The sequence below is a fragment of the Grimontia kaedaensis genome, assembly GCF_023746615.1.
In the GTDB taxonomy this organism is placed as follows: Bacteria; Pseudomonadota; Gammaproteobacteria; order Enterobacterales; family Vibrionaceae; genus Enterovibrio; species Enterovibrio kaedaensis.
The window spans coordinates 1,175,388-1,200,767 of the sequence record NZ_CP082276.1; the positions used below are offsets into that span (position 1 = coordinate 1,175,388).

16 protein-coding genes are annotated in these 25,380 nt (G+C 47.7%); 6 read left to right on the forward strand and 10 right to left on the reverse strand.

The window, feature by feature from the left end; all coding sequences use genetic code 11:
- Positions 1-65: 65 nt before the first annotated feature.
- The 4 genes from K6Q96_RS22260 to K6Q96_RS22275 form a co-directional block, all read right to left on the reverse strand.
- Complete coding sequence (locus K6Q96_RS22260) at positions 66-3,383, reverse strand: transglutaminase family protein (protein WP_251880251.1); 3,318 nt, start codon at positions 3,381-3,383, stop codon at positions 66-68.
- Positions 3,380-4,324: an alpha-E domain-containing protein gene (locus K6Q96_RS22265; protein ID WP_251880252.1), complete on the reverse strand. Its 945-nt coding sequence runs from the start codon at positions 4,322-4,324 to the stop codon at positions 3,380-3,382. The genes K6Q96_RS22260 and K6Q96_RS22265 overlap by 4 nt, the downstream gene beginning before the upstream one ends.
- Positions 4,324-5,781, reverse strand: coding sequence for a circularly permuted type 2 ATP-grasp protein (locus tag K6Q96_RS22270; RefSeq protein WP_251880253.1), 1,458 nt, complete (start codon positions 5,779-5,781; stop codon positions 4,324-4,326). Before K6Q96_RS22270 ends, K6Q96_RS22265 begins: the two co-directional genes overlap by 1 nt.
- 441 nt (positions 5,782-6,222) lie before the next feature.
- Positions 6,223-6,633 (reverse strand): hypothetical protein, encoded by a 411-nt coding sequence (locus K6Q96_RS22275; RefSeq protein ID WP_251880254.1) that lies wholly within the window; start codon positions 6,631-6,633, stop codon positions 6,223-6,225.
- A 164-nt stretch (positions 6,634-6,797) separates the two neighbouring features.
- Here K6Q96_RS22275 and K6Q96_RS22280 point away from each other — a divergent pair, with 164 nt between their 5' ends.
- Positions 6,798-9,776 carry a methyl-accepting chemotaxis protein gene (locus K6Q96_RS22280; RefSeq protein ID WP_251880255.1) on the forward strand — a complete coding sequence of 993 codons (2,979 nt, stop codon included), beginning with the start codon at positions 6,798-6,800 and terminating at the stop codon, positions 9,774-9,776.
- A 95-nt stretch (positions 9,777-9,871) separates the two neighbouring features.
- A complete protein-coding gene (locus K6Q96_RS22285; RefSeq protein WP_251880256.1) occupies positions 9,872-11,551 on the forward strand; it encodes an Hsp70 family protein in 1,680 nt (559 codons plus the stop codon).
- A 193-nt stretch (positions 11,552-11,744) separates the two neighbouring features.
- On the opposite strand, the gene K6Q96_RS22290 is transcribed toward K6Q96_RS22285, so the two are convergent.
- The 5 genes from K6Q96_RS22290 to K6Q96_RS22310 form a co-directional block, all read right to left on the reverse strand.
- Entirely contained in the window at positions 11,745-14,528 is a 2,784-nt protein-coding gene (locus K6Q96_RS22290) for a DnaJ domain-containing protein (protein WP_251880257.1), read from the reverse strand.
- Positions 14,525-15,304 carry a DUF1266 domain-containing protein gene (locus tag K6Q96_RS22295; RefSeq protein ID WP_251880258.1) on the reverse strand — a complete coding sequence of 260 codons (780 nt, stop codon included), beginning with the start codon at positions 15,302-15,304 and terminating at the stop codon, positions 14,525-14,527. Before K6Q96_RS22295 ends, K6Q96_RS22290 begins: the two co-directional genes overlap by 4 nt.
- Before the next feature lie 146 nt (positions 15,305-15,450).
- A complete protein-coding gene (locus tag K6Q96_RS22300) occupies positions 15,451-16,086 on the reverse strand; it encodes a YdcF family protein (protein ID WP_251880259.1) in 636 nt (211 codons plus the stop codon).
- Positions 16,087-16,186: 100 nt separating this feature from the next.
- On the reverse strand, positions 16,187-17,539 hold the full coding sequence (locus K6Q96_RS22305) for an ABC1 kinase family protein (protein ID WP_251880260.1): 1,353 nt from the start codon (positions 17,537-17,539) through the stop codon (positions 16,187-16,189).
- A 207-nt stretch (positions 17,540-17,746) separates the two neighbouring features.
- On the reverse strand, positions 17,747-18,082 hold the full coding sequence (locus tag K6Q96_RS22310) for a zinc ribbon domain-containing protein YjdM (RefSeq protein ID WP_289623567.1): 336 nt from the start codon (positions 18,080-18,082) through the stop codon (positions 17,747-17,749).
- A gap of 481 nt (positions 18,083-18,563) precedes the next feature.
- Here K6Q96_RS22310 and K6Q96_RS22315 point away from each other — a divergent pair, with 481 nt between their 5' ends.
- From K6Q96_RS22315 to K6Q96_RS22325, 3 genes are all read left to right on the forward strand, one after another.
- On the forward strand, positions 18,564-20,198 hold the full coding sequence (locus K6Q96_RS22315) for a methyl-accepting chemotaxis protein (protein WP_251880261.1): 1,635 nt from the start codon (positions 18,564-18,566) through the stop codon (positions 20,196-20,198).
- 262 nt (positions 20,199-20,460) lie between these two features.
- Positions 20,461-22,437 (forward strand): EAL domain-containing protein, encoded by a 1,977-nt coding sequence (locus K6Q96_RS22320; RefSeq protein WP_251882376.1) that lies wholly within the window; start codon positions 20,461-20,463, stop codon positions 22,435-22,437.
- Between the two features lie 136 nt (positions 22,438-22,573).
- Positions 22,574-23,764, forward strand: coding sequence for a diaminopropionate ammonia-lyase (locus tag K6Q96_RS22325; RefSeq protein WP_251880262.1), 1,191 nt, complete (start codon positions 22,574-22,576; stop codon positions 23,762-23,764).
- A gap of 72 nt (positions 23,765-23,836) precedes the next feature.
- On the opposite strand, the gene K6Q96_RS22330 is transcribed toward K6Q96_RS22325, so the two are convergent.
- Positions 23,837-24,322, reverse strand: coding sequence for an Lrp/AsnC family transcriptional regulator (locus K6Q96_RS22330; protein WP_251880263.1), 486 nt, complete (start codon positions 24,320-24,322; stop codon positions 23,837-23,839).
- 234 nt (positions 24,323-24,556) lie between these two features.
- Between K6Q96_RS22330 and K6Q96_RS22335 the strand changes: the two genes are divergently transcribed.
- Positions 24,557-25,330: a maleate cis-trans isomerase family protein gene (locus K6Q96_RS22335; RefSeq protein WP_251880264.1), complete on the forward strand. Its 774-nt coding sequence runs from the start codon at positions 24,557-24,559 to the stop codon at positions 25,328-25,330.
- Positions 25,331-25,380: the final 50 nt, after the last annotated feature.

Here is a 25,380-nt window from a genome sequence, read left to right on the forward strand (position 1 = left end):
GTTTTAGAAACCTTCCTGTTTTCTTCGTAACGAAGGATACCTCATTCAAACTAACAGTCGGGAATTCAGCTCACTCTAGTGTTCCGTTTTCTCAAATCTAAGGTATTAGGGTACTCAAAACTCACCTCCTCTTTCTGAGGAGACATAGGCTTGGCGACCTCTTCATTTGGGTAAAACCTACGCAGCGCATCAAAGGCTGGAGGCGGCATCAGCGGCCCCTGCGTAAAGCCATCGTCATTGAAACGCGTGATACGGCGTCCTTCCGCTTCGTTGCCATTCACCGGGAAGGTATCGTAGTTACGACCACCTGGGTGACTCACATGGTAGGTGCAACCACCGACCGACAAACCGTTCCAGGTATCCACCAGATCAAACACCAAAGGCGCATCCACACCCAATGTCGGGTGAAGCGCTGATGGTGGTGACCAAGCACGATAACGCACAGCAGCAACAAACTCCCCTTGTCTGCCTGTCGGGCGAAGCGGCACACGGCGACCATTACAGGTCAGCATATAACGCGAGTCTGTCAGTCCACTCAGTTTGACCTGAATGCGCTCGACCGACGAATCCACATACCTGCTGGTACCGGATTGCGTCACTTCTTCGCCTAATACATGCCAGGGTTCAATCGCCCAGCGGATTTCGATTTCCATATCATCTATCTGCAATCGACCGTAATGCGGGAACCTAAATTCCTCAAACGGCGCGAGCCATTCCAGCTTGAACGGGAAGCCATGCTGCTGAAGATCGTCCACCACCTCTTTGATGTCTTCCCACACAAAGTGCGGCATCATGAATTTATCATGCAGCGAGGTACCCCAGCGCACCAAAGGCCTGTGATACGGCGCTTTCCAGAACCTTGCAGCCAGACAGCGAATCAACAGGTTTTGTACCAGCGACATGCGCGCATGAGGCGGCATTTCAAACCCGCGGAATTCGAGCAAGCCCTGACGACCACTCGCTGTACCTGCCGCATAAAGCTTGTCGATACAAAACTCCGCGCGGTGGGTATTACCGGTAATGTCCACCAGCAGGTTTCGCATCAACCTGTCTGCGAGCCAAGGTTGATCGACCAAGCCATCAGGAAAATTCTGGAACGCGATTTCCATCTCGTACAAGGCTTCATCGCGCCCTTCATCCGCGCGCGGCGCCTGACTGGTTGGGCCGATAAACATCCCCGAGAATAGGTAAGAAAGCCCCGGATGATGCTGCCAGTAGTTCACGAAACTTCTTAGCAAGTCAGGACGGCGTAGAAACGGACTGCCAGCAGGCGTGACGCCACCCAAAGTAATATGGTTCCCGCCCCCGGTTCCTGTATGGCGACCATCCAACATGAACTTTTCTGCGCCAAGGCGACATTCATGGGCGGCCTGATACAAGGTTTCGGTATTCTCAACCAGCTCGTTCCAGCTGCGGGACGGATGAATATTTACTTCAATCACACCCGGGTCTGGCGTGATCAGGAACTTCTGTAAACGGTGATCTCTCGGAGGCTCATAGCCTTCAATCACCACCGGCAATTCCAGCTTCTTCGCCGTTTCTTCAACGTGATGAATCAGTTCAACATACTCTTCCAGCGTGTTCATCGGCGGCATAAACACATGCAGCCTGCCATGCCTTGGTTCCACACAAATCGCGGTGCGAACCACACTGACATACCGCTTTGGTGCATCGGCATCTTCCGGTGAGATATTTTCTTGAGAGTAAACAGGTAGGTCATCACGCGGTTCAAACGGATCACGTTCGGGAATGATTTCTTCCGGCGTCGTAGCGGGTAAAGATTCCAACGGCAGACGGAAACCCATTGGGCTATCGCCCGGTACCAAGGTGATCACGTCAGAGCGCATCGGCCATTTGGAGCTGTACCAGCCCGAACCGGAATGCGCGATGGGCAGGATATACCCGGTTACGCTGTCTAAGCCTTTGCTGAGTATGTTAGCAAGACGACGTCTTTCGAGATCATCGGTGAGTTTGGCTTTCTTTGGGTTCACGCCATCCGGCAAACCCCGCTCCAACCAGAGGTAATAGAGCGAATCTTCAAAGCTTGGCTGAACAAACACAGAAGACAGCCCCAAGGATTGGCTCAGTGTTTTACTGAAACGCTCTGCGTCTTGAATGTCATGCCCATAATCTTTATCGACGCGCGCAAGCAATGCCGGGTCACGCCACAGCGCCTCACCGTCGGTGCGCCAGAAACAACCCAGTGCCCAGCGCGGAAGCTCCTCGCCGGGATACCACTTACCCTGCCCATAATGCAGCATGGCGTGGGTAGCGAATTCGTCCTTCAAGCGGATCAGCAGATCTTTTGCCAGACGCAGCTTGTCATCACCCAGCGCTTTGGTGTTCCACTGGTCTGAATCCATATCATCGACAGAGACAAACGTCGGCTCTCCGCCCATGGTCAAGCGCACATCCCCTGCTGCCAGTTCAGCATCTACTGCATTTCCCAGCGCTTTGATGTTTTCCCATTCATCATCGCTGTAGGGTTTGGTAACTCGCGGGTCTTCATGGATGCGCGTGACCGTATTGCTGTAATCAAAGGTGACTTCACACTTGTCTGTGCCACCCGTGATTGGTGCGGCAGAGATAGGGTCAGCCGTACAAGCCAGCGGAATATGCCCTTCTCCGGCAAGCAGGCCACTGGTTGGGTCCAACCCTACCCAGCCTGCACCGGGCAAGTAGACCTCACACCAGGCATGGAGATCGGTGAAGTCTTCTTCTGGACCAGACGGGCCATCGAGGGCTTTCACATCCGCAGTAAGCTGAACTAAATAGCCCGAGGCAAAACGCGCCGCCAAGCCTAATCGACGAAGAATTTGCACCAGCAGCCATGAGGTATCGCGGCAGGAACCTTTCTTCAGCGTCAGCGTTTCCTGACAGGTTTGCACACCCGGTTCCAAACGAATCCCATAGCCAATTTCATTCGCCAACTGGCTGTTCAACCCTACTAGGAAATCAACGATCGGCGTTTCGCTTCGGTCAATCGCCGCCATCCACTCGTCAAGCTCAGGGCAATCTTCCGATGTTTTCAGATACGGCGAGAGCTCTTCGAGTAAAAGCGCATCATATTTGAACGGGTAATGCTCTGCGTATTCCTCAATAAAGAAGTCGAAGGGATTAATGACCGTCATATCGGCGATCACTTCCACTTCAAATTCCAACTTGCCCGTCTTCTCAGGGAACACCAAGCGCGCCTGATAGTTACCAAACGGGTCTTGCTGCCAGTTGATAAAATGATCTTCCGGCGTGACTTTCAGAGAGTAAGCATGAATGTGGGTACGCGAATGAGGCGCAGGCCTCAGCCGCAGGGTATGCGGCGAGACGTGGACATCGCGATCAAACTCATACGACGTTTTATGTAGGATCGCAACGCGAATTGTCATGCAGCCTCTCCATGTTTGAAATCAAACCAGGTATCGCGGATCTGGCTTTGCAGATCGATCAGCGCCAACTGGATATCATTGAGATATTCACTGAGAGACAGGTTGATATCGTCTTCGCTTTCCACCTGGTAGGTTTTGGCGCGGAGTGCTTCCGCAGACTCAGCAACTGCTTCATAGCGTGGCAGGTAAGTCGACGCGGTTTTGATTTGGCGTAGGCAGAATTTCAGCGAACGCGGGAAATTTTGGTCGCCCAACAGGAACTGACAAGCCACCACACTATCAATGCCCGTTTTCATGGTGCGCTGACAGGTTAAATAGCCGCTTTGTGATTTCAGTACCTTCGACCAAATGGCTTGGTCCAATACCACTTTCTCCTCCGGCAACGCGTTGACAGAGATGATGACCGCGGAATCCAGAATGCGCGTACACATATCTGCCCTTTCGGTATAGCGCCCCATCACATTGAAGCTCCAGCTTTCATCACGACTCATGGTGTCTGCCAGCAATCCATTGATTTTTTGGCAACTCTCGATGATCGCATTCAGATAGGCGTGGCGATTTGAACGGTTGATGCCTTGCTGTATGTTGTTCTTTGCGTACTGGCAAAGCTCGTTGATGAGCTCCCACATTTCTTCCGGCACCACATCACGCGTGGTGCGGATGTTTTCTTTCACCATCAACAAGGAAGACAATAACGAGCTTGGGTTATCTTCTTTCGCCAGCAGAAAGCGCATGACGTTTTTCTCACCCTGATCTTTGTAGATAGCGCCAAACTCTTCGACACAGCCATTAATCTCAATCAGGTTGTACCAAGAGACTTTTACGTCGCGTGGCAGGTCAAACAACACTTCATCGTATACGCTCACCAAGCGGGCAATGTTCTCTACGCGCTCCAGATAGCGCGCACTCCAAAACAGGCGTTCTGCAACTCTCGATAGCATCACTTCGCTCCTTTTGTTCTAACAATCCATGTGTCTTTACTGCCGCCACCTTGTGACGAGTTGACCACCAGTGAGCCCTTCTTCATGGCGACGCGGGTTAATCCACCGGTAGTGACATAGGTTTTTTTGCTTTGCAGGATGAACGGACGTAAATCGAGATGGCGCGGTTCCAGTTTTCCGCGTCCCACCAGCGTCGGTGCCGTTGAGAGCTTTAAGGTAGGTTGTGCGATGTAATTGCGCGGGTTTTCCTGAATCAGCTTAGCGAACAACTCCTGATCTTTCTTAGTGGAATGTGGCCCCACCAACATGCCATAACCGCCTGATTCATTAGCGGGCTTCACGACTAACTTATCGAGGTTTGCCAGTACATATTCGCGCTGTTCTTTGTTCTCACACAGGAAGGTTTCCACATTCGGCAGAATCGGCTCTTCATTGAGGTAGTAACGAATCAGCGCCGGCACGTAGGCGTAAACCACTTTGTCATCTGCAACGCCAGCGCCCGGTGCATTCGCCAGCGCTACGTTTCCGGCTTTCCATGCACGCATCAAGCCCGGCACACCCAGCATGGAATCTTTGTTAAAGACTTCCGGGTCGATAAATTCATCGTCAATACGACGATAGATGACATCGACACGCTCCGGGCCATGAATGGTTTTCATATACACGCAGTCGTTGTCGTCAACGAAGAGATCATTACCCTCCACCAGCTCAGCGCCCATTTGCTGGGCAAGGAAAGCATGTTCAAAATACGCGGAGTTATAGATTCCCGGTGTCAGTACGACGATTTCTGGCTGCTTCACTTTGCGCGGCGACAGCGCTTTCAAAGTTTGGAAAAGCTCAGATGTGTAAGCGTCGATGGGAAGAATGTCATCATTCTCGAACAACTCCGGCAACACACGTTTAGTGACAGCGCGGTTTTCCAGCATGTAGGAAACGCCGGACGGTACGCGGAGGTTGTCTTCCAGCACATAGAACTCACCATCACCTGCGCGCACCAAATCGGTGCCACAAATGTGTGCCCAAACACCGTATGGTGGCGAAACACCGACGCATTCTGGTCTGAAGTTTTTGGATTCTTCGATGATATGAGCGGGGATAATGCCGTCTTTAATGCAGTTTTGATCGTGATAGAGGTCGTCGATAAAGCGGTTGAGTGCGGTGAGTCGTTGCTTGAGTCCTTTTTCTGCGATGGCCCAATCCTCGGCATCTATGGTTCGGGGAATGATATCGAAAGGCCAGGCCCGGTCTATGTTTCCTTCATCTGTATAAACGGTAAAGCTGATGCCCATGTCCTCAATAGTGGCTTCAGCCGCCTGCTTGCGTTTTTCTAACTCATCCGTTGAAAGATCTTCTAGGTATCTAATCAATCGGTCAGAGGAAACGCGGTAATTTCCTTTACTGTCCACCAGTTCGTCGAAGAACTCTCCACTGTCGTACATCGTCATCAAATCACTCATGGCGGTTCTTCCTTTTTTTGCGATCCACCTATCTGACTCTACGCCCATCCTTATTGTGAAAACTTGACGAATTTCGCGATTTTATTCTGATTTTTTGCATATTTTTCAAGGCGATCGACTAACCATTTGGACAAAGCACTTAGCAAAAGCACACAAGACTCATTAATGAATCACTTTCGTCGGCATTTATGGTCTACACATGAAAGGAATAGGGACTTTCTGATAGCTAAACAAATATGCGCCATGAATCGGCAATAAAAGACAAATAACGCCCTTATCATCGGGCGAATAAGGTCAGATATTTTAGGATATTAGTTGACCGAAAACGTTTTAGGAGAGAGGTTCCGCCCCAATAAGGTGCAATTAAGTCGGCTTTTACTGCCATTCTTTCAATTGTTCATTTTTTATTCGGTTTACCGCCAATTCCCTGCAAAGAGGCATTTAATCTTTCACGGGCAATCTGGACTGGATTTCCTTCATCAAGCCTTCCGGGTCTCGGTAGGCATAATAATTCACCACAATACGTTTCTCGCCAGCAGAAATGACAATAGAAAAGTCATTCGATTTAGAGCTTGTGACCTCACGCCAGTGAATTCGATTTTTACCCTTCTCAACATACTCGTCGGTCACACGGGTATTTTTCGAATCAAACACCCAGAACAAAGAAACAAAAATGCCGACAAACGCCAGAAAACCATACAAGACATTCATCCAAATGCTTTGCTCTTCGCCCCCCAGCACTAACTGCAGATTTAGCACGCCAAATGTCATGCCCAACATCAGGATGACGAAGGAAAGTGGCTTGTTCAGAATCGCGTAATTCTTGTCCATGTCGGAAGATTTTTCACTCACTGATAAAAACTCTCAATTTGAATCTATCCATAAGACCGCGCATGTTACTGAAAATTCATTAACTATTGTGCCTGTCTAATTACACAGTAGCGGGTTTTCTTCCTACACTCTTAACAATGCAACACTGACTTCATGTAGAGGGGCTGGCTGTGCTTGAGAATTGGATGCAAAAATTCGAGGATTTTGCGTTAGTAAAAAAAATGACCGTCATCCTCTGCCTGATCGGTTTTGTGCCTACTGTACTCACTGCACTCATTGGCCTCTACAGTTCTTCTAATTCTATAGAGCAACAGAAAAGCGAATCTTTGCAGGCCATCGCTCAACTCAAAGCAGATGCCTTAGAGCTTTATTTTGAAAACTCAAAGTCAGTATTGAAAAGTATTGCCCAAAACCCTCTGACTGTTGATGCTATTTCTCCCCTTGTTTCTTCATTTAAGGATTACCCCAAAGAAAATATCCAGGAAAAGATGCGGGACCTGGCGACGTTTTATGAGGAAACGTTTGCAAAAAAATATCAAATCGAGACCAACTCTACGCTAGACACTGGACAACTGATAGAAGGTGCAAACGCGACAATGATCTCGCTACAGCATGCCTACATCGCCAAAAACCATTATCCCGTTGGCCAGAAAGATCAACTTCGTCAAGCTGGGCGTTCTGCTTATGACGAGATACATAAGAACATCCACTCCACATTCCGCCAATACCTTGATGACTTCGGCTTCTATGATATTTTTCTGGTGAGCCTGTCAACCGGTGACGTGGTGTATTCTGTTTTCAAAGAAATCGACTTTGCTACCAATTTGGACGAAGGTCCTTATGCATCATCCGGCCTTGGTGATGCCTATCGTGATTTAAAGACCCAACTTTTGAATGGAGAACAAGTAGAAACAGTATTCAATGATTATGACCAGTACCTCCCTTCTTACGATACACCTGCGGCTTTCGCTGCAACGCCTGTATATGTCAATGGCGTACCTAAAGCAGCATTAGTGATCCAATTGCCACTGGCTCAAATCAGTAAAGTCATGAGCAAGAGTTATGGTCTCGGGCATACTGGCGAATCCTATATCGTCGGCCCCGACCGCAAACTACGCTCAGACACTTTCCTCAGCGAAGACACAACCGTCGAATCAGCTTTTCGTGAGAACAAGACCATCAACACCATTGCTGTCGAGACCGCATTCAGTAGCCCAACATCAATCCCTGATGAGGCCATCCACGGTTTAAATTATCGTGAACATGACGTGTTCACCGTATTTAGGAAAGTCCGTATTGGCGATAATACAGAATGGGTGATCATTGTTGAGCAGGATGTCAGTGAAGCGTTAGAAGCCATTACCGGTTTAGAGCTTATTTATCTGGCCGTCGCCTTTGTACTCGTGGCTTTGGTTCTTTTTTCTGCCAAACATTTCGGCCAACTCATCGCGAACCCCATCCAGGAGCTATCTGCATTTATTCTAGGTTTACGTGAAAGCTGGCGATTCTCTGACCGCGCTAACGTCCATAGCAAGGACGAAACAGGACAAGCAGCAGAAGCTCTGAATACCATGCTCGCGTCACTCGATACCGCAGTAGGTAGTATTTCGAATACCATGGAAGGACTTTCTGAAGGGGACTTTTCTCGACGTGTTAGCTCGGAAATGACTGGTGATTTGCAGAAACTCAAACTTAGTATTAATGAGTTCGCCTGTGAGATTGAAGTCACGGTAAAAGGGATCGGTGATGTGATGGCTAAAATCGAACAAGGCGATTTCAGTTCGCAGGTCACCACCAATGCTAAAGGCCAGCTCGGTGTGCTTAAAACTCAAGTAAACAGTTCTGCACGTGCAACAGCAGCCTTTATCAAGGACGCCAAACTGGTCATGTCCGCTCTCGAAGTCGGTGATTACAACAAACGCATTACAACACCAGCAGCCGGGGAACTCGCTTCCTTAAAAGAATCGATCAATCAGTCTATATCCAATACAGAAGGCGTTATCGTCAACATCTGTGGCGTGATGGAATCAATTAGCCAAGGCAAGTTTGGGCAAACGGCTTCTGTCGAAGCTGCTGGAAAACTCGAAGAAATGAAGGTAGCGGTAAACCGCGCTTCCACTTCCATTAACGAGGTCATCGCAAATATCGTCACTGTTATGGCGCAGGTTTCTGAAGGTGATTTCTCGGCGCGATGCCAGACTGAAGGCGTATCTGGCGATCTGCTCAGTCTTGCCAACGCGGTCAACCAATCTGCCACCAACATCGACGAAACGCTGGCTCATACGCAGGACATTTTAGAGAAGCTTTCTAAAGGCGACCTCACTGAAACCTTCGACCATAAAGTATCCGGCGACTACCAAAAACTGAAGTCAGGCATCAATGACACGATAATCAGCCTTGCATATATGGTTCAAGAAATTCAGGGGTCCGCCGCCATGGCGACCAAGAGTTCAGAAGAGACCAACGCCGAAGTCTCTAACCTCAACAGCCAGCTAGATACTCAAATCAAAGGCCTAAAAGATGTAACACTGCGTATGGCTGCGATGAAGAGCAATATTGAAGAAACACTGGATCATGCAAAAGTCTCGGTCTCCGTTTCCCAAAACGCACTCGAACATGCCCATGAAAGCGAAAAGCTGGTGAAAGAGGTTGAAGATGCGATGAAGTCAATCACGGACTCCAGCCGCAAGATGCAGCTCATCATCGAAACCATTGAAGGTATTGCCTTCCAGACCAATCTTCTGGCGCTTAACGCCAGCGTAGAAGCCGCTCGTGCCGGAGAGCAAGGACGGGGTTTCTCCGTAGTTGCCGGTGAAGTAAGAAACTTAGCACAACGCTCTGCTGACGCTGCGAAAGAGATTTCGTCGCTGATTAAAGAGTCTGATGGGCGCGTGGCTTTAGGAGCCGAAAAAGTGAATCTATCCGGAGAGCTTTTATCGAAAATCACCCAATCGAACAGTGAGGTTTGTGCCAACTTTGAGCGAGTGAACATCTCTATCAAAGCGCAATTTGATCGCGTCAGGGAGGCCTCTGATGGCGTAAAGGATGTCGGAGACAATATTCAGCAATGTGCGCGTATTCTGAATCGCATCAACAACAATATGGATGGTGTCAATGAGCAGGCAGAAAACCTCAACCGTATGATTGGTCGATTTAATTATTAGAAGCCGTTGAACCTCAAAGTCTCGATATCGATCATTTAAGCCAGAAAATTCTGCTGTTACCCTGTGCTAAGTAAAGATGGACATGGATGTAAAGGATGACAGCCCCAAACGAATTGGCGATCGGGATTGATTTAGGCACCACGAACAGCGCTATCGCCGTGTGGCGGGACGGAAGCGCAGAACTGATCCCCAATGCCCTTGGTCAATACCTCACCCCTTCGGTTGTCAGTATCGATGACAGCGGACAAGTGTTGGTTGGCGAAGCAGCTCACTCTCGTTTGGTTACTCGTCCTCAGGAAACCGCCGCTGCCTTTAAACGTTACCTAGGTTCTGACAAGCAATATCAACTTGGTAAACAGCGTTACACGCCGACTGAGCTTTGCGCCCTCATCCTGCGTTCTCTTAAAGCTGATGCCGAAGCTTTTCTGGGCCATGCCATCAGCGAAGTGGTGATTTCAGTTCCCGCCTACTTCAGCGACCAACAACGCAAGCAGGTTCATCTTGCTGCAGAACTGGCTGATCTGATTGCTGTTCGCCTGATTAACGAGCCCACTGCTGCCTGTCTTGCATACAGCCTTCACGAATCTCACGAACGCCGCTTTCTTGTCTTCGATCTGGGTGGAGGTACTTTCGATGTCACCGTAGTAGAACATGCTGATGGGTTTGTTGACGTGCGCGCTTCTGCAGGAGATAACCGACTTGGTGGTGAAGACTTTACGCGTAAGCTTGCAGATTATGTTGTCGATAAGGTCAAAACTGACGATGGTGACATTGCCTTAAATAACATGGCAAAAATCATCATCGCCTGTGAAAACGCCAAAAAAATTGGCGAAGGCGACGTTGTGATCAATCTTCCCGAGCCTTTCGCCAAATCATTTTCACTTACGCCATTCATGCTTGATGAAATTTGGAAAGAGACCATGTTGAGACTCTCCCAGCCACTTCGTCAAGCGCTGAGCGACGCACGCATTACACCAGAAGATATTGATGAACTGATTTTTGTAGGCGGCGCGACGAGACTGCGTCAGGTTCAACAACTCGCTACCCGCTTGATTGGACGGTTTGGTAAGATTTCGATCGACCCAGATTTGGTCGTTGCTATGGGCGCAGCCACTCAAGCTGCGTGCCGTTTGCGAGATGAAGCCGTCGAAGAAATCGTACTCACCGATGTGTCCCCTTTCAGTCTGGGCATCGCTTCAAACCGCAATGGTCAGGTAGATGTATTTAGCCCTATTATCGAGCGAAACACCGTTATCCCTACTTCCCGTGTTGAACGTTACTACACCACAACAGACAAGCAAACAGTCGTAAGAATTGCGGTTTACCAAGGCGAACGATACTGGGTGCGTGAGAATATTTTCATCAACGAGTTTGAAGTGACCGTTCCAGAAAACAAAGCCGGTGAAGAGGCTATTGATGTGCGCTTCAGCTATGACATTAATGGCTTGCTGGAAGTTGATGTGAAGGTACTATCGACGCAAAAGACAACCCAGAAAGTCATCGACCGAACACCTGTCGGCATGAGTGAAGACGACAAAGCTGCCAGCCGAGAGCGGTTGGCAATGCTGAAAGTTCATCCTCGTGACAAACTGCCTAACATTGCTATGTCAGAGAAACTAAACCGCCTCTACGAAGAAAAGCTCGCTGAGGAGCGACAGTTAGTGGAAGAGTTGATTGCCGCCTTCACAGACGCGTTGGACAGTCAGGATGAACGTGTGATTCGTGAAGCCAGAGAGTCGGTTGATAAGCAGTTGAAGGTTCTGGGTTTTAGTTAGGAAAAGGTTGTGCTGGTTCTGGCTTCTTAACTGCACAATTACAGTGAGTTTGAGTAACAAAGTCGGTCTTGGCACCAAAAAACCTTCTCATCCAGAAGCTAGGCTCACTTTCTTTGGAAAGTGAGCGCATTTCCAACAACATACAGCCACTATCAACAAGAATAATTGCTAGCTCTCATTATGCTTCATCCTGTTAATCCTTAAACCCCAACACTTTCCTCATATTGATCTCCCTTCTCGCCACCACTTTTCTATCCCAGCCACCACGGGAGTAGAGATCATTTAGCCCATTGGCGGTCATGTAGTGGGTAATAACATTGACGAAAGCGAGGAAGATTGAGCGGAATATCATGGCTGCCAGCAAGGTGAACACGCTGTAAAACAAATATTTCTTCCTGTTGCCTTTGGTGATGATAGGACGTGAAACCTGCCAAGCTAAAAGGCTGTGGGTGATGAACAGAAAAATGACCATGCCTCCCAACGTTTCCTCAGAAACGTCAAATCCAGCCATCACAGTCATTGGGAAAACAAATACCCAGGCGGAAAAGAAAACGAAGGAGAGAAACTTCAACTTGGTTTTGCTGTAAGTTGCCGCCTTTTCGCCTTTCTCCACGATGTCTTTCTCCAGCTGCTGGCGATACATTTCATCAAGGAATTCAACCGCGACATCCGTGGTTTCCTGCTGAAGTTCAGTTTGCTTTTTACGCCTGTCTGCCAGTGCTTTGAGTGAGGCCATGCTGTATCCATCACCTTCCAACCCTAAATGCAGCTGGGTGAGAAGAATGCACATGGGGTAATGGAAGTCTTTCGCTTCGTCCTCAGGAGAGTGTTCTTCAAACTCTTCAGGTGGCGTAAACCACTCTTGATTGGTGGTAATCATGGCATGCAGAAACTCGGGTTTCACATAGTGATAGGTGTCTTTCACCAATCCCTTTTCTTCTTTCAGGCGCATCAGCGATTGTTGTTGCCAATCGACAACCACATGGAACTGCGGGTTTGAATCTACATTTGCCGCGACCAAATTCCAGAACACGACAGCCTCATCGAAATGGTCTTTTTCTAGAAGACGGGAAAGTGCCATGGTGGCGCAAAGATCTCGTGATCTCGCCTTCTTCATTAGAACCTTTGGCTTCTCGTTGTTAACCAGCAGTGATACCTGATTGTCGACCACCAGCCGGTACACAAACTGATCAGGATATCGGGAGAACGCTTGAACACTTTCTGGCAAATACTCATCCGATTGAGCAGCGAATGGTAGGAGGAGGGAAAGAGGTCCTTCTTGATGGCTATCGGGTAACACTGGCAAGGCTTCGACAATTTCTTGCTTAGATAAACCGCCTGATCCAAGGTGCGACATAAAGAACAATGTCCAATCAAACACGCTGTCGAAAGGGCTATCTTGCCAAACACTACTTATCTGATAGTTAGGATTGGCACTTCGGTAAAAACAGAGCGAATCCACATAGAAGGGATAAATAGATCCTTCTCGGATTTCTTCCATAACCAGTACTTCCGCTTGTTCCAGCTGTCGGTACCAACTGTCTGGCAACAGCGGATGACGACGAATACATTCAAGCCAACCTTCTTTCGACAGCGAACTCAGCTCTTCCATCGTCAACGCTTCCTGTGTAAGGAAGGCGTCTGTTTCATAGTGCGTGAGTTTTTGTTGGAGCGTTTCTGAGCCGCCTTGGGTTTCCATCAATTCCTGTAAGCATTTCAGCACCAAGGTGATGGCAACGCGTTCACTGAGGGTTTCAACTATCTCGAACTCTTTGGTGAGGTCATGCTTCAATGAAGACATCCACGCCCAACTGCCAGAGTGCGCCGCCCAAATCGCTTTCACTATCAGCGCTGTCCGCCCTTCTGCACCGACGAAGTCGAGTCTGTGGCTGATTGCACCGTTGTTATGACTGACTAACTGGCCGTATAGCCAGTTAAACATTAATCTTTCAGGATCACTTTCTGGTTCTGGGTACAGTTGTCGTTCATTGCGCCAATACACCGGAGGAAGCGGGCTCCAACGCTGACGCATACAGGCAAGGCTCATTGCCAATAATTTATCGTGCTCGAGTGCAACCGAATATTGGAGCTCTGCCGCTTCGGCGAATGCGCTAAGAGCCATAAACTTCTCAGTGACCTCATCTATTGCCGCCGTATTGCCATTTAACTTTGCCGTATCAGCCACCACTTCCCATTGAGCCAGTGTTAAAGCCTCAGCTGGTTGTTGAAGTAGTTCAAGAACCAACGCATTAGCAACCATTGAAGGCTTGGTTTTCAAGGCCACCAGCGCTTTAAGTATGCTGATTTTTACGTTCAGAATATTGGGTAGAACAAAAGTCAGCGATTGCTGGAGATGGTACTCCAAGGCATCTAACTGCCCTCTGGAAAGTGCAATATGAAGCGGGCGCAAAAAGCTAAGAAGTGCACGTTGCGCCGGTGCGCTAAATTCAGCCAGTTCTTCCAAACTGACGGACAATGGCAATTGACGCCATTCATCCAGAAACTCGCCCAGCTCAACCTGCTGTTGCTCACCATTGAGTAACAAATTCCAACTCAGCCCCTTCCAGAGCACATCAATGACAGAAGGAGGAAGCCAGCGGTTTGCCAACACAACGGTAATTGCATCGTCTGAGATCCTTTGCTGCTCATCGATTTGCAGCATCTGGCTGGTTTCTGTCCAAGCTTTCCAGCTCGCTAAATCCATGCGCTTAACGGGATTTTGGAGCAATTGATTGAATGCTTCAGAATGCGGATGTACCTCAGAAGGCGCTTTGGCTTCTTCGCTTATTGCTTGTTCGATGCTCTCGTCAGCGCCGCTTTTCAACCATTGGAGTATGTTTTCGTAAGCTTCCCGAACCCGCTTGAAGCCTTCAGGGTCATCCTCCGGATGGTGCTGACGAAGCTTAACTCGATAGGCTTTTTTGATAACGGACTCGTCAGTCGTTTGCTCCAGGTCGAGTACTTCCCACATGTTCATGACTGCGCCTCCCCTTCTTCATCACTCAAAATGGCTCTCAGCGATTCTGGCTGGGGTATATCAGGCAGTTCCACGTTCCAATCAAGTGCAGGGATTGGGCAATCTGTATCTTCTTCCAAACATTGATAGAAACTGCTGAATCCAATATAGAAGCCGTTGTTCAGTAAGTATCTGACGTTGTCGCTGTCTTCATCCTGATCGTTCATATACTCCCAGTAATTACGACCAAAAATAAAGCTTTGGGTATATTGCTCCCAGTTAGAGAAGTGCTTTTGAATTTGTCGGCTGAAGTAATTAAGCAAGAAGGCAAACTCTTCCTGCGTCACCTTCCCCGCACCATATCCAGCACGAGTAAGGAAAGATCCCCGACAAAAATCCCATCCCTTGAAGCCTGCTGACCCAACATGTCGATATGCGGCGTCTAGATAACGCATTTCTGCTTTGGCAACGGGGTTTGAAACACTATCAACTCGTTGTTGCCATTCATTAGCACTCATACATGCACGACGCCCAAATTCACCCGCCCATACATCGCCATGAACTTCTGCCATTGCCAGGCGGTGAATCATTTCATGCCACTCACGACGGGTATCAATCCCCCACCAGTCGATAAAATTCTTACCCCACTCTAAGGGGTCATCCAGGTCACGTTTTAATATGGGTAAATCGTAATCATAATCGCCACGGTTATAACTGATTTGTGGCGAAGTTATCGCCAACCACCATTGGCAATGCGGGAGGGAGGGGTCAAATTTATTGGGAGTGTGCGCCGTCATCCTGAACCTGCTTTTCTGAATCACTTCATGCAATTAGAGCAATATTTCATCAGTTCAGGATGACGGCTAAAGGTATCAAAGTGTAGAGAGATTGATCAGGTTATTACATTTTAACCCACCTTAATCGTCTAAATTCTGCTGGTGTCTCACCAAAGTCCCGCTTTCTTAATCTCGTTATAAGCAGACATTACTTCATCCGGTATCAGCTGCTCAATCTGGAACCCTTGCGCCGGATAATCCCTGATTCGTTCGAAATCACTTACCGTTGCTTCAACAACATGATCAAACGTCAGATCAACATTGGGATATTCCAAGAATGGGATAGGAGGAGAGGTGCAAACAACGCTTTTAACTTCATCTGGCCACTGCTTCAGGAACGTTGCGTAAGCTCTGCGTTCCATAAAAGGTTTCTGCACGAGAATGAAACGGTTAAACTTAAGCCCCTTCTGTTTAAGCAGAGAATATGACAGCGTCACATTTTCACCGGTATTGGTCGCTTCTTTCTCCAGCAGTATTGCCCTGCCAGGAACCCCTTCATCACGCAAAATCTCAGCAAACGTCTCAGCCTCCGATTTTTCGAAAACATCTTCGGTGAACCTGCCTTTTCCGCCAGATACCAATAAATACGGCGCCAATCCTCTACGGTAAAGATCAGCAGCATGTTCAGCGACTCGTACATCATTGCTGCACAATACTAACAGGCAGTCTGCGGGCTTAACCTCATGCCCCATAAGGTGGAAATTCCAGATGGTTTCGATGTGTTTATAAAGACGTGCAGGCATGTTTAGTATTCCCGATAGGTTTTGTATGGATACCAATACTCCTAACGCCTTTTCATTTCAAAGCAATGACACACATTTTCTGAAATTCGGCAGCGAATGTTTAATTCGCCACTGCTTTTGCAAGCTCAGACTCTGGTTCCCAAGCAAACGGGGCAAACAGTTTAGGTAAGTCGACACTTACGCCAAGACGCGCTGCAAGCAAGTACAAACCGCCGATTTTCCGGTGTAGGAAAAGTGCATCGACAGGTGGTGTGTGCCAATATCCTTGCTCGGTGCTGAGAGCCATACCAGCATCATGAATGCGCTTGGCAAGATCGCTGCGACCAAAATCATAAGAGCCTTCATGGCGTAGAGGTTCACAAGCCGTCATAACCAGATTCACCACAGCATCTTTTTGCTCAGGGAAGATATGTTCACTGAAAAAGCCGATTTGTGACATTGCATCTGCCACGCCCGCCGTATCACTTTGCATCGCAGCGGTTAACAACTTCTGATACCCCTCACTGATGGAGTCGTTGTAAAGACGTGTCGCTCCAAAATCTAACAAGACGACTTTTCCTGTATCACGCTGATACAGGTAGTTAGCAAAATTGGGGTCAGTCTGTACCCTTTGAAAATCAAACACCTCTCGGAAGAGCAAGGTGAAAAGGTTCGACACCAGTTCTGTTTTCTGCGCTTCGGGCAAATTATCCAGGTCTTCGATTGGTTCGCCTCGCTCGTAACTCATGGTCAATATCGACGAAGTGGTTAGGTCAATTTTAATTCGGGGAACAACAAACCTGTCGTCTCCGTTCAGCAATTCATGGAAGACTTTTGCATGTTCGGCTTCCAGTAGGTAATCCGCTTCCGCATGGAGCTGTTTTTTGGCTTCTTCAAGTAGGCTTTTGTAATCGACTTCTTTGGGCACTAACCCTGTCAGGCGAAGCAGCGTCACCACGTTATCCACGTCGCTACTGATACTTTTCTTCACACCAGGATACTGCACTTTAACTGCCAGCTCAGAGCCATCATCGTCGTAGGCGAAATGCACCTGTCCAATAGATGCCGCTGCCATTGGCTTGAACTTAAAGGAAAGGAAGTGTTTCTGCCAATCACTGCCCCACTCGCCCGCCAGCACGTCAGCGAGCTGCTTGGCAGGCATTGGCGCTGCATCAGAGCGCAGTCTGGCGAGGATATCTGTGAGCTCTTTTGGCAATGCATCGCCCGCATCCATGCTCAATAACTGGCCGACTTTCATAGCAGCACCACGAAGCTGGGCAAGCTGATCTGTGATATTGGAAATGTTCTTTGGTGTCAACAGCAAGTCTTTCGCTTTTGGGCGCTTGCCTGCCATCAATTGCTTGGCACCTTCTGCTGCCATGTTGGTTGCCACCTTAGTGACCACAGAACCAAACATACCAACCCTGCTCATTCGATTGGTAGGAACCTTTTTGCCGTCGTCGTACTCAGCCACGATGTGCGTCCTTTTTGTTGTTTTCCCCAAAACCAGTACGAACCGAACAGAGAATCGTTCACTGGGCACATACCCAAATAATCTGGAGATGCGTGATTCAGCGAGATTGACTGGCATCGTGATCTCGGCGTTCCTCTATAGGTCTAGTCATCCAAGAAACAAAAAAACCGCGCTAAAAAGCGCGGTTTTCTCAGGGTCAGTGAGGACTTAAACCTTCTTCACGAACTCAGACTTCAGCTTCATTGCGCCGATGCCGTCGATTTTACAATCGATATCGTGGTCGCCGTCTACCAGACGGATGTTTTTCACTTTTGTACCCACTTTAACAACCAGTGACGATCCTTTCACTTTCAGGTCTTTGATCACTGTGACTGTATCGCCATCCTGAAGAATATTGCCGTTAGAGTCTTTAATTACCTTCGTCTCTTCTGCATCAGCTAATGCATCCTGAGACCACTCGTGACCACACTCAGGGCATACATACAGTGCACCGTCTTCATAAGTGTATTCAGAGTTACATTGTGGGCAATTTGGTAAAGACATGATTGATCACCTCGGTAAGGATGGAGAATACCAATTGGACTAAATCGTCAGTCCGATTGGTACAAAGAGGCGCTAGTCTAAACCAAACCCCAAGCTTCGCATATAGCGAAACGTGATAAGCACACACTTTTTCCGGGTTTAAAATTACTTAGCCCTTCACTTGCAACAGTCTGGTGAAAATCGAGTCATACTCTTGCCCACACCTACACAACTGAACGATCAGTATCCTTACATTTGAATGCATCGGATCACATTTTCGGAAAATGTTAACTCGTCACATTTAATTCATTCAGCTTATGAATTTACAAATAGAAAGCCCCTAGACCCTTGTCTACCTAGTCAGACAGAATGCCATGGTTTTTCTGTGACATTTTTGCAACATAATCAGCGATTTTAGTAGCAAGCAAATATGAGTTAAGTTGCTATGCTCACTTTTTATAAGACCCATTATTTTAATTAGTTAGATCTTAGGGAGAGAAACATGAACGCGCTGTCTATCCGGCAACGTTTGTCGTTGATCATTGTGATTGCCCTGCTGTCTTTGGTTTCAGTCACCACCATCTCGCTCATTATCAAGCGAGACAATATGCTCGAGGAAAGAAAGAGTCAGATTCAGGTGCTGGTTGAAACAGCCGAGAGTCTGGTTACGCGTTTATACCGACAATCGCAGACGGGAGAGATTTCTGTTCAGGAAGCGCAACAACGAGCGATTACTGCAATGGATGCCATGCGTTACGGTACCGATGGGTATTTCATGATTTATGACATGAATTCCACCATGGTGCACCACCCCATCGCCAGTAACCTGATTGGCAAAGACCTCACAGATCTTCAAGACGTCAATGGCGTATACATCATCGCGGAGCAAGTCAAAAAGGCCAGAAGCGGTGGTGGATTCGTCCCTTATCACTGGAAAAAAGCGGGGGCAGATGAAACACCTTATCCGAAAATTGCTTACTCCCTCCCTTTCAAGCCATGGGGTTGGGTGTTGAATACAGGCCTGTATGTAGATGATGTCGATGCAATTTTCTATGAAGACGTGCGTAAGATGCTTCTTTTGGTGGGTGTGATAGCACTGGTTCTGGCCGGTATTTCATTTACGATTGCCCGCAGTATTACTCAGCCCTTGAGCCGACTTCAGAACTTACTTCAAACGGCCGAGAAAAACCTTGACCTGACCGTTCGTTCACGCCTTCAGGGTAAAAACGAAATCACTGACTTAGGCCGAGCATTTAATAACCTGATGACCGCATTCGAAGAAACGCTGACAGGGATTGCCCAAGGCGCAACGCAACTGAATAGTGAAGTTTCTAAGCTTGAAACCCTTTCTAATCATATTGTCGGTGCTTCTACTCAGCAATCTGAAGATACAGGAAGCATCGCGGCCTTGGTTGAAGAGTTTGCAGCCAGCATCAATACCATTTCTCATGACGCTGACAAGATGAAATCGCTCTCGAATGAAAACGGTGCTCAGGCCCAGAAAGGTGCCAACACCATGCAGTTAACCATCAGCAATATGGACCAGATGTCTGAGAAGTCGCAGCGCTCTAGTTCTGCCGTCGCTGAGCTCGACCTGCACTCGAAAGAGATTGAAGGCATCATCAGTGTGATTAACGATGTGGCGGAACAAACCAATCTTCTCGCCCTGAACGCGGCGATTGAAGCTGCACGCGCAGGTGATCAAGGGCGTGGCTTTGCGGTTGTTGCTGATGAAGTACGTAACCTCGCAGTCCGCACTTCCGATTCTACCAAGCAAATTGCTTCCACGATTCAGGAGCTTCGCACTGGGATTGAAGCCACGGTCAACCACATCGAAGACAGCGTGTCCGTCGTGAGTGATAACATGTCACAAACCCATACTGCCGAGCAGTCCGTTCGAGAAATGCATCAGAAGTCGATGGACCTCATCAACATCATTGAGGAAGTTTCACGTTCACTGCAAGAGCAAACCATTGCCAACCAAGAACTGGCCCGCCGCATTCAAGGCATTGCAGACATGGCTGCCAATAACCATGAATCAGCCGAAGACGTTCAAGGTTCGGCCCGAGAGGTTAATAACCTGGTGGGTAAATTCAGAAGCTCAGTTGGAAGATTCAAAGTGTCCAATGCGCTATAGAGCCAAATTCGACGTCCGTATTCTCTCTGCCCCCCCACTGCTGGGCAAGAGAACGGGTAAAGCCCCTTTAAGGGGCTTTACCCGTTTTTATTCCAAGTGTTTTTACTAAAAACATTCTCTTAGTCTCTAAAGCTGCACATAAACAACACGAGCATTAGCGATACCATGAAGCAAATTTAATAACCCCAAACGATATGACCAAATAATCTTTTGGTGTTGTCGGGGGGATAATAATCTGTCAGGAGTCTATTCAGTGCTCGCTATGCAAAGAATGTCGGCGTTGAAGATATTCGCAATGAGCTTTCGTGAAGCGGTTTTAGCCCTTCTTCCTTACATGTTTCTTCGTTCACTCTGGATCGTTTTCTACATCATCAATCAACATATTGGGATATTGGATATAGATACCGCAGACACCCTGTCTAAAATGTTCGATCTGAGTTTCCCACCGCTTCTTACCATGTCTTTAGCCTCACATTTGGCGCTTGGTTTTTCTTATGAGCGGGTCCACGCCACCATTCTCACTGTCCTGTTGTTTTTTAAGTTCTCTGGATTTGTTCAATTGGGCGAAACCGGGTTGGAACTGACAGACAAATTTGTTTTACCGCAGGCTATCGCGATTCCCATCTTTGTCTGCGTTATGTATGTGCTGCTGAACAAGTACCTGAGAATTACCATTGATCCCAAAGGGATTTTAAACCGCTCACTAACACGGAATGTCGATGCCACCCTCCCATATATCATCATCTATGTCGTGGCTGTATTCTTGGTACCAAAACTGCATTTGGTGTCTTTTACACCCTTTGTCGAGTGGGTTGCCAGCCTCCCCATGCAGTTACAAGCGTTCTCTTACACTATATTTATCCATCTTTTCTGGATAACCGGCATTCACGGGGCTGCGGCTTATTACACCTTTTTCGATACGCAGTTCGTGTCGGATTTATACGTTTCTAATATCCCTTTCTCTAATTTTTTCGATTTGTTCGTGGTCTATGGCGGTGCAGGCAGTACATGGTCACTTATTCTGGCGTTATTGCTATTTTCTAAAGGCTCGCACAGCCGCGCGGTAGCGAAAATTTCCATTCCATTTGCAGTCCTTAATATTAATGAGATTCTACTTTTTGGTTTGCCGGTGATTTATAACCCTGCCCTCGCCATTCCTTTTGTACTTGTCCCCTTGGTCAACCATGTACTCGCTTACACTTTTCTCTCCTTTATACCTGTAGAAATTATCAGCGAGCCCATTTCCTGGGTTACTCCCATTTTCATGAACGCCTGGTTAATAACAGGGGGGGATGTGATTGCTGTTTTTCTGCAGATCGCTCTTATCACCCTGGGAGTCGCCATTTACCGTCCTTTTATTAAGTATTTTGAAGACAAGAGCAATGAAGGGGTGAGAGACGCGTTAATCCGGAAATTGCGCCTGAACTCTAATGTGCTTTCATCTTCTGATGTGCTGCTGAACGAAGCACAACTCAACTTTGACAAAAAGCTCGATAAAGTTAATGCGCACATGAAACAACTGATTGAAGGGGAGTTAGTCTTGTTCTATCAACCTCAATACAATCTGAAAACGGGTCAATTGATCGGCATGGAAGCCTTACTTCGGCTGAAAAAAGGTGACCGTTTTTATGGTCCGTCATTTTTGGACGACTTTAACGATGCTGGATTAAGTCTACCTATCGATCGTTGGGTGCTTGATCAACTCAGTTTCGACTTACAAGATTGGCAGGATAGAGGAATGTTGACGCACAAAGTCAGCATGAACATGACAGTAGACGCACTTTTAGACCGTGACTATATCAACTTATTCATTACACATTTGAAAGGCTTGCCCGTCGTGGTTGAGCTGACTGAGTCCAGCTATATACAGAACCAAAGCAAAGCGCAGAACGTCATTAACCGATTAAGAAAAGAAGGGTTCAACGTAGCCATCGATGACTTTGGTTCTGGTTATTCAAGTCTCTCCATGCTGGCTAACCTCAATGCCGATTTCGTAAAGTTAGACCGCCAATTTCTGGAAAATACTTCGAGCGAATCGGGGCAAGTGCTTTACCGTCACATCAGCCAGGCATTGGAAGAAATGCACTATACAGTTATTGCAGAAGGCGTCGAAAACGATACGGAAATTTCCCTGGTGTCAGAATGCAATATCGATATCGCTCAAGGGTATTATTATCATCAGGCACTGAGTAAATCAGATATTGAAAAGCTATTTTTATCGAGAACCCTAGTGCATTGATCATGGTACGAGGGATTTCCGCAAGCAAATAACAGAAAGGGGGTAATTCCCCCAGCCCACTAGCCCAAGATGCAGAAGTTCCGCCACGAGTCGTTGTTAAGCTTCTTATACCCAAACAACACAAGGATGAATTTCAATGCCGCTTATCTCAGGGAATCTTAGTCATTTTGCTAACCCAAAATCTGATCCTTCCACTCGGTACTCTGACCAGCAAAAAGACGTTCTGAGTGTTAGCGCAGCAGAAAGTGCCATCACAGACATTACCCAGTGGCCAGGTTATGAGGAAACGCCGCTTCTGAGCCTTTCTGATTTAGCCCACGCCAGTTGTCTGGGAAAAATTTGGTACAAAGATGAATCGAAACGCTTTTCATTGAAGAGCTTTAAAGCACTGGGCGGTGCTTTCGCCGTCGCACGCCAACTTCAGTCTATTTTATCGCAACGACATGGCGTCACGCCAACCATCTCCGAGTTACTCTCCGGCGATTGGAAATCACAAGCCAGCGAAATAGTGGTCACATGTGCCACCGATGGCAACCACGGCCGCTCTGTTGCGTGGGGCGCCCAGATGTTTGGCTGTGGCTGCGTGATTTATATTCACCGAGACGTATCTGAAGGACGCAAGGAAGCCATGGAGTCGTTCGGTGCAGACGTAGTAAGGATCACTGGTAATTACGACGATTCGATCAAAATTGCCGACGCTGAAGCTAAAAAGAATGGTCGTGTCATTGTCTCCGATACCTCATACGAAGGCTACATGGAGATCCCTAAAGATGTGGCGCTTGGCTATACCGTTATGTTGTCAGAAATCGTCTCACAGATGGATGGCGAAATACCAACCCATGTTTTTGTCCAGGGTGGTGTCGGAGGTTTAGCTTCGGCAGTATGCGGTTACTTCTGGGACCTTTGGGGAGATAAGCGGCCGAGATTCATCATTGTTGAACCTGAGCAAGCAAACTGTCTGCAGCTCAGCGCCCAAGCCGGAGAGCCTGTTGTGGTTGATGGGGAGTTGGAAACCCTGATGGCTGGCCTAGCCTGTGGTGAAGTCTCAGAACTCGCCTGGAGGATTCTCAGCAATGGTGCCGATGACTTTATGACACTGTCAGAGGACGCTATACCAGCCACAATGAAAATGCTCGCCAAAGGTTTTGAAGGCGACCCAGCCATTGAAGCTGGTGAGTCCGCTGTACCGGGTTTGGCTGCCGCTGTTATCGCACGATCTGATCCTTTCCTTTCGGACGTGCTTTCCCTGAATGAGAACAGTCTAGTACTCGTTCTCGGTACAGAAGGGGCGACTGATCCAGACCTGTATGAGCAGCTTGTTGGTTAACGATTCATTACTGCATTGAGGGCAGCGCAGATGGTTGACTGCCCTCCTTTTTCCAAAGCAGAGTCCCCCTCCTTACGACTCATCAATCGGAACTGTCAGCCCCGTTTTCACCCTGTCCATCACCACATTGGTATGGAAACTTTTGATGTTAACGTTGTCGAAAAATGCCTCTCGCGTGAAAACGTCGTACTCTTCCATATCAGCCGCGGTTACAATCAAAATAAAGTCAGAGCTTCCCGTTACGTAATAGCATTGCTGCACTGATTTATTCGCCTTCATTTCCTTCTTGAAGTTATGCATCAGATCGACTCTTTCTCTCTCAAGAGTGACTTGAACCACAAACGTCATTGCTTTCCCAATAGCCTTAGGATCAACAACAGACACGTCAGCTTTAATAATTTTCTGTTCACGTAATTTTTTTAATCGTCTCTGTACCGCCGCAGGAGACAGACCCACCATGTCGGCGATTTGATCAGATGTCGCCCGATTAGAGTCCTGCATAATATTGAGAATTTTCCGGTCAAAACTGTCGATTGAAAAGGTCGATGAGCGCCCCATGCTCTATTTACTCCGTGTCTAATAAGATTTCATTCTTCATACAGAAATACTGACAACTCTAAGACTGGTTACACGTCTGGAAATTGCGTTTTCTCTCTTAACGTAAATCTCACTATAGCTTACAAAAATTGCGGACTTCCCTCGTTAAAGGCTTCGTTATTTTGGTTTTTCTTCAATGTTGTCGCGAGAAGATTGAAGGTGTGAATGAAATGAACCGCATCTGCTGAGGCCAAAATGAAAGTAGAAACCGTCACCCCACAATACGACTTAAGCCATCTGGCACCCAGAGGGCGTATTGGGGTTATTGCATTGGCGACGGATTTCAATATTGAGCACGAGCTTGTAAAACTACTTCCTCAAGATGTTCGTGCTTTTACCAGCCGGGTAAGAAACATCAATCCATTGACTATCGAAAACCTGAAAACCATGGCGCCTGATATCACCCGCGCGGCTGATTGCATTCTACCCGGTACAGATCTCGATGTGGTGGTTTACGCGTGCACCTCAGGCACGATTGCCATTGGCGATCCTCAGGTTAAAGAGTTAGTTCATATAGTGCGCCCCGGTGTCTTGGTCACTAACCCTGTCAGTGCATCTCTCGCGGCCTTCAAGAGCTTGGGTGCTAAAAAGATCTCTATCCTGACTCCCTATACAGAAGCAGTGAACAGGGAGCTGGCTTCATTTTTTGAAACCCAAGGTTTGGAGGTCATCAATATCGCTGGCTTTGCCTTTGAAGATGACACCGCAATGACGTTTATCTCTCCAGAAGATATTGCCCAAGCCGCCATAACGATTTGTGACCCAGAGGCCGATGCCCTGTTTATCTCTTGCACGGCCCTGCGCGCCGCTGAGGTGGTATCGCGCATCGAAGCCGTCATCGAAAAGCCAGTTGTCACCAGCAACCTTGCATTGGTTTGGCATACGTTGACGCTGTTGAATGACAAAAGGCCAATAAATGGATATGGCGTGCTTCTGGAAGCACCATACTCAATAAGTGATTCAAATTAGCGTCATCAAGGATCTAACACGGCGCCAATCACAAGAGACAGTCAAAAAGA

Coding starts and splice junctions, on each gene's coding strand:
- K6Q96_RS22295 (WP_251880258.1), bottom strand. CDS start 15,304: ATGACGGCGCACACTCCCAATAAATTTGACCCCTCCCTCCCGCATTGC.
- K6Q96_RS22325 (WP_251880262.1), top strand. CDS start 22,574: ATGCCGCTTATCTCAGGGAATCTTAGTCATTTTGCTAACCCAAAATCT.
- K6Q96_RS22300 (WP_251880259.1), bottom strand. CDS start 16,086: ATGCCTGCACGTCTTTATAAACACATCGAAACCATCTGGAATTTCCAC.
- K6Q96_RS22330 (WP_251880263.1), bottom strand. CDS start 24,322: ATGGGGCGCTCATCGACCTTTTCAATCGACAGTTTTGACCGGAAAATT.
- K6Q96_RS22310 (WP_289623567.1), bottom strand. CDS start 18,082: ATGTCTTTACCAAATTGCCCACAATGTAACTCTGAATACACTTATGAA.
- K6Q96_RS22270 (WP_251880253.1), bottom strand. CDS start 5,781: ATGAGTGATTTGATGACGATGTACGACAGTGGAGAGTTCTTCGACGAA.
- K6Q96_RS22280 (WP_251880255.1), top strand. CDS start 6,798: ATGCAAAAATTCGAGGATTTTGCGTTAGTAAAAAAAATGACCGTCATC.
- K6Q96_RS22265 (WP_251880252.1), bottom strand. CDS start 4,324: ATGCTATCGAGAGTTGCAGAACGCCTGTTTTGGAGTGCGCGCTATCTG.
- K6Q96_RS22315 (WP_251880261.1), top strand. CDS start 18,564: ATGAACGCGCTGTCTATCCGGCAACGTTTGTCGTTGATCATTGTGATT.
- K6Q96_RS22335 (WP_251880264.1), top strand. CDS start 24,557: ATGAAAGTAGAAACCGTCACCCCACAATACGACTTAAGCCATCTGGCA.
- K6Q96_RS22285 (WP_251880256.1), top strand. CDS start 9,872: ATGACAGCCCCAAACGAATTGGCGATCGGGATTGATTTAGGCACCACG.
- K6Q96_RS22290 (WP_251880257.1), bottom strand. CDS start 14,528: ATGAACATGTGGGAAGTACTCGACCTGGAGCAAACGACTGACGAGTCC.
- K6Q96_RS22260 (WP_251880251.1), bottom strand. CDS start 3,383: ATGACAATTCGCGTTGCGATCCTACATAAAACGTCGTATGAGTTTGAT.
- K6Q96_RS22320 (WP_251882376.1), top strand. CDS start 20,461: ATGCAAAGAATGTCGGCGTTGAAGATATTCGCAATGAGCTTTCGTGAA.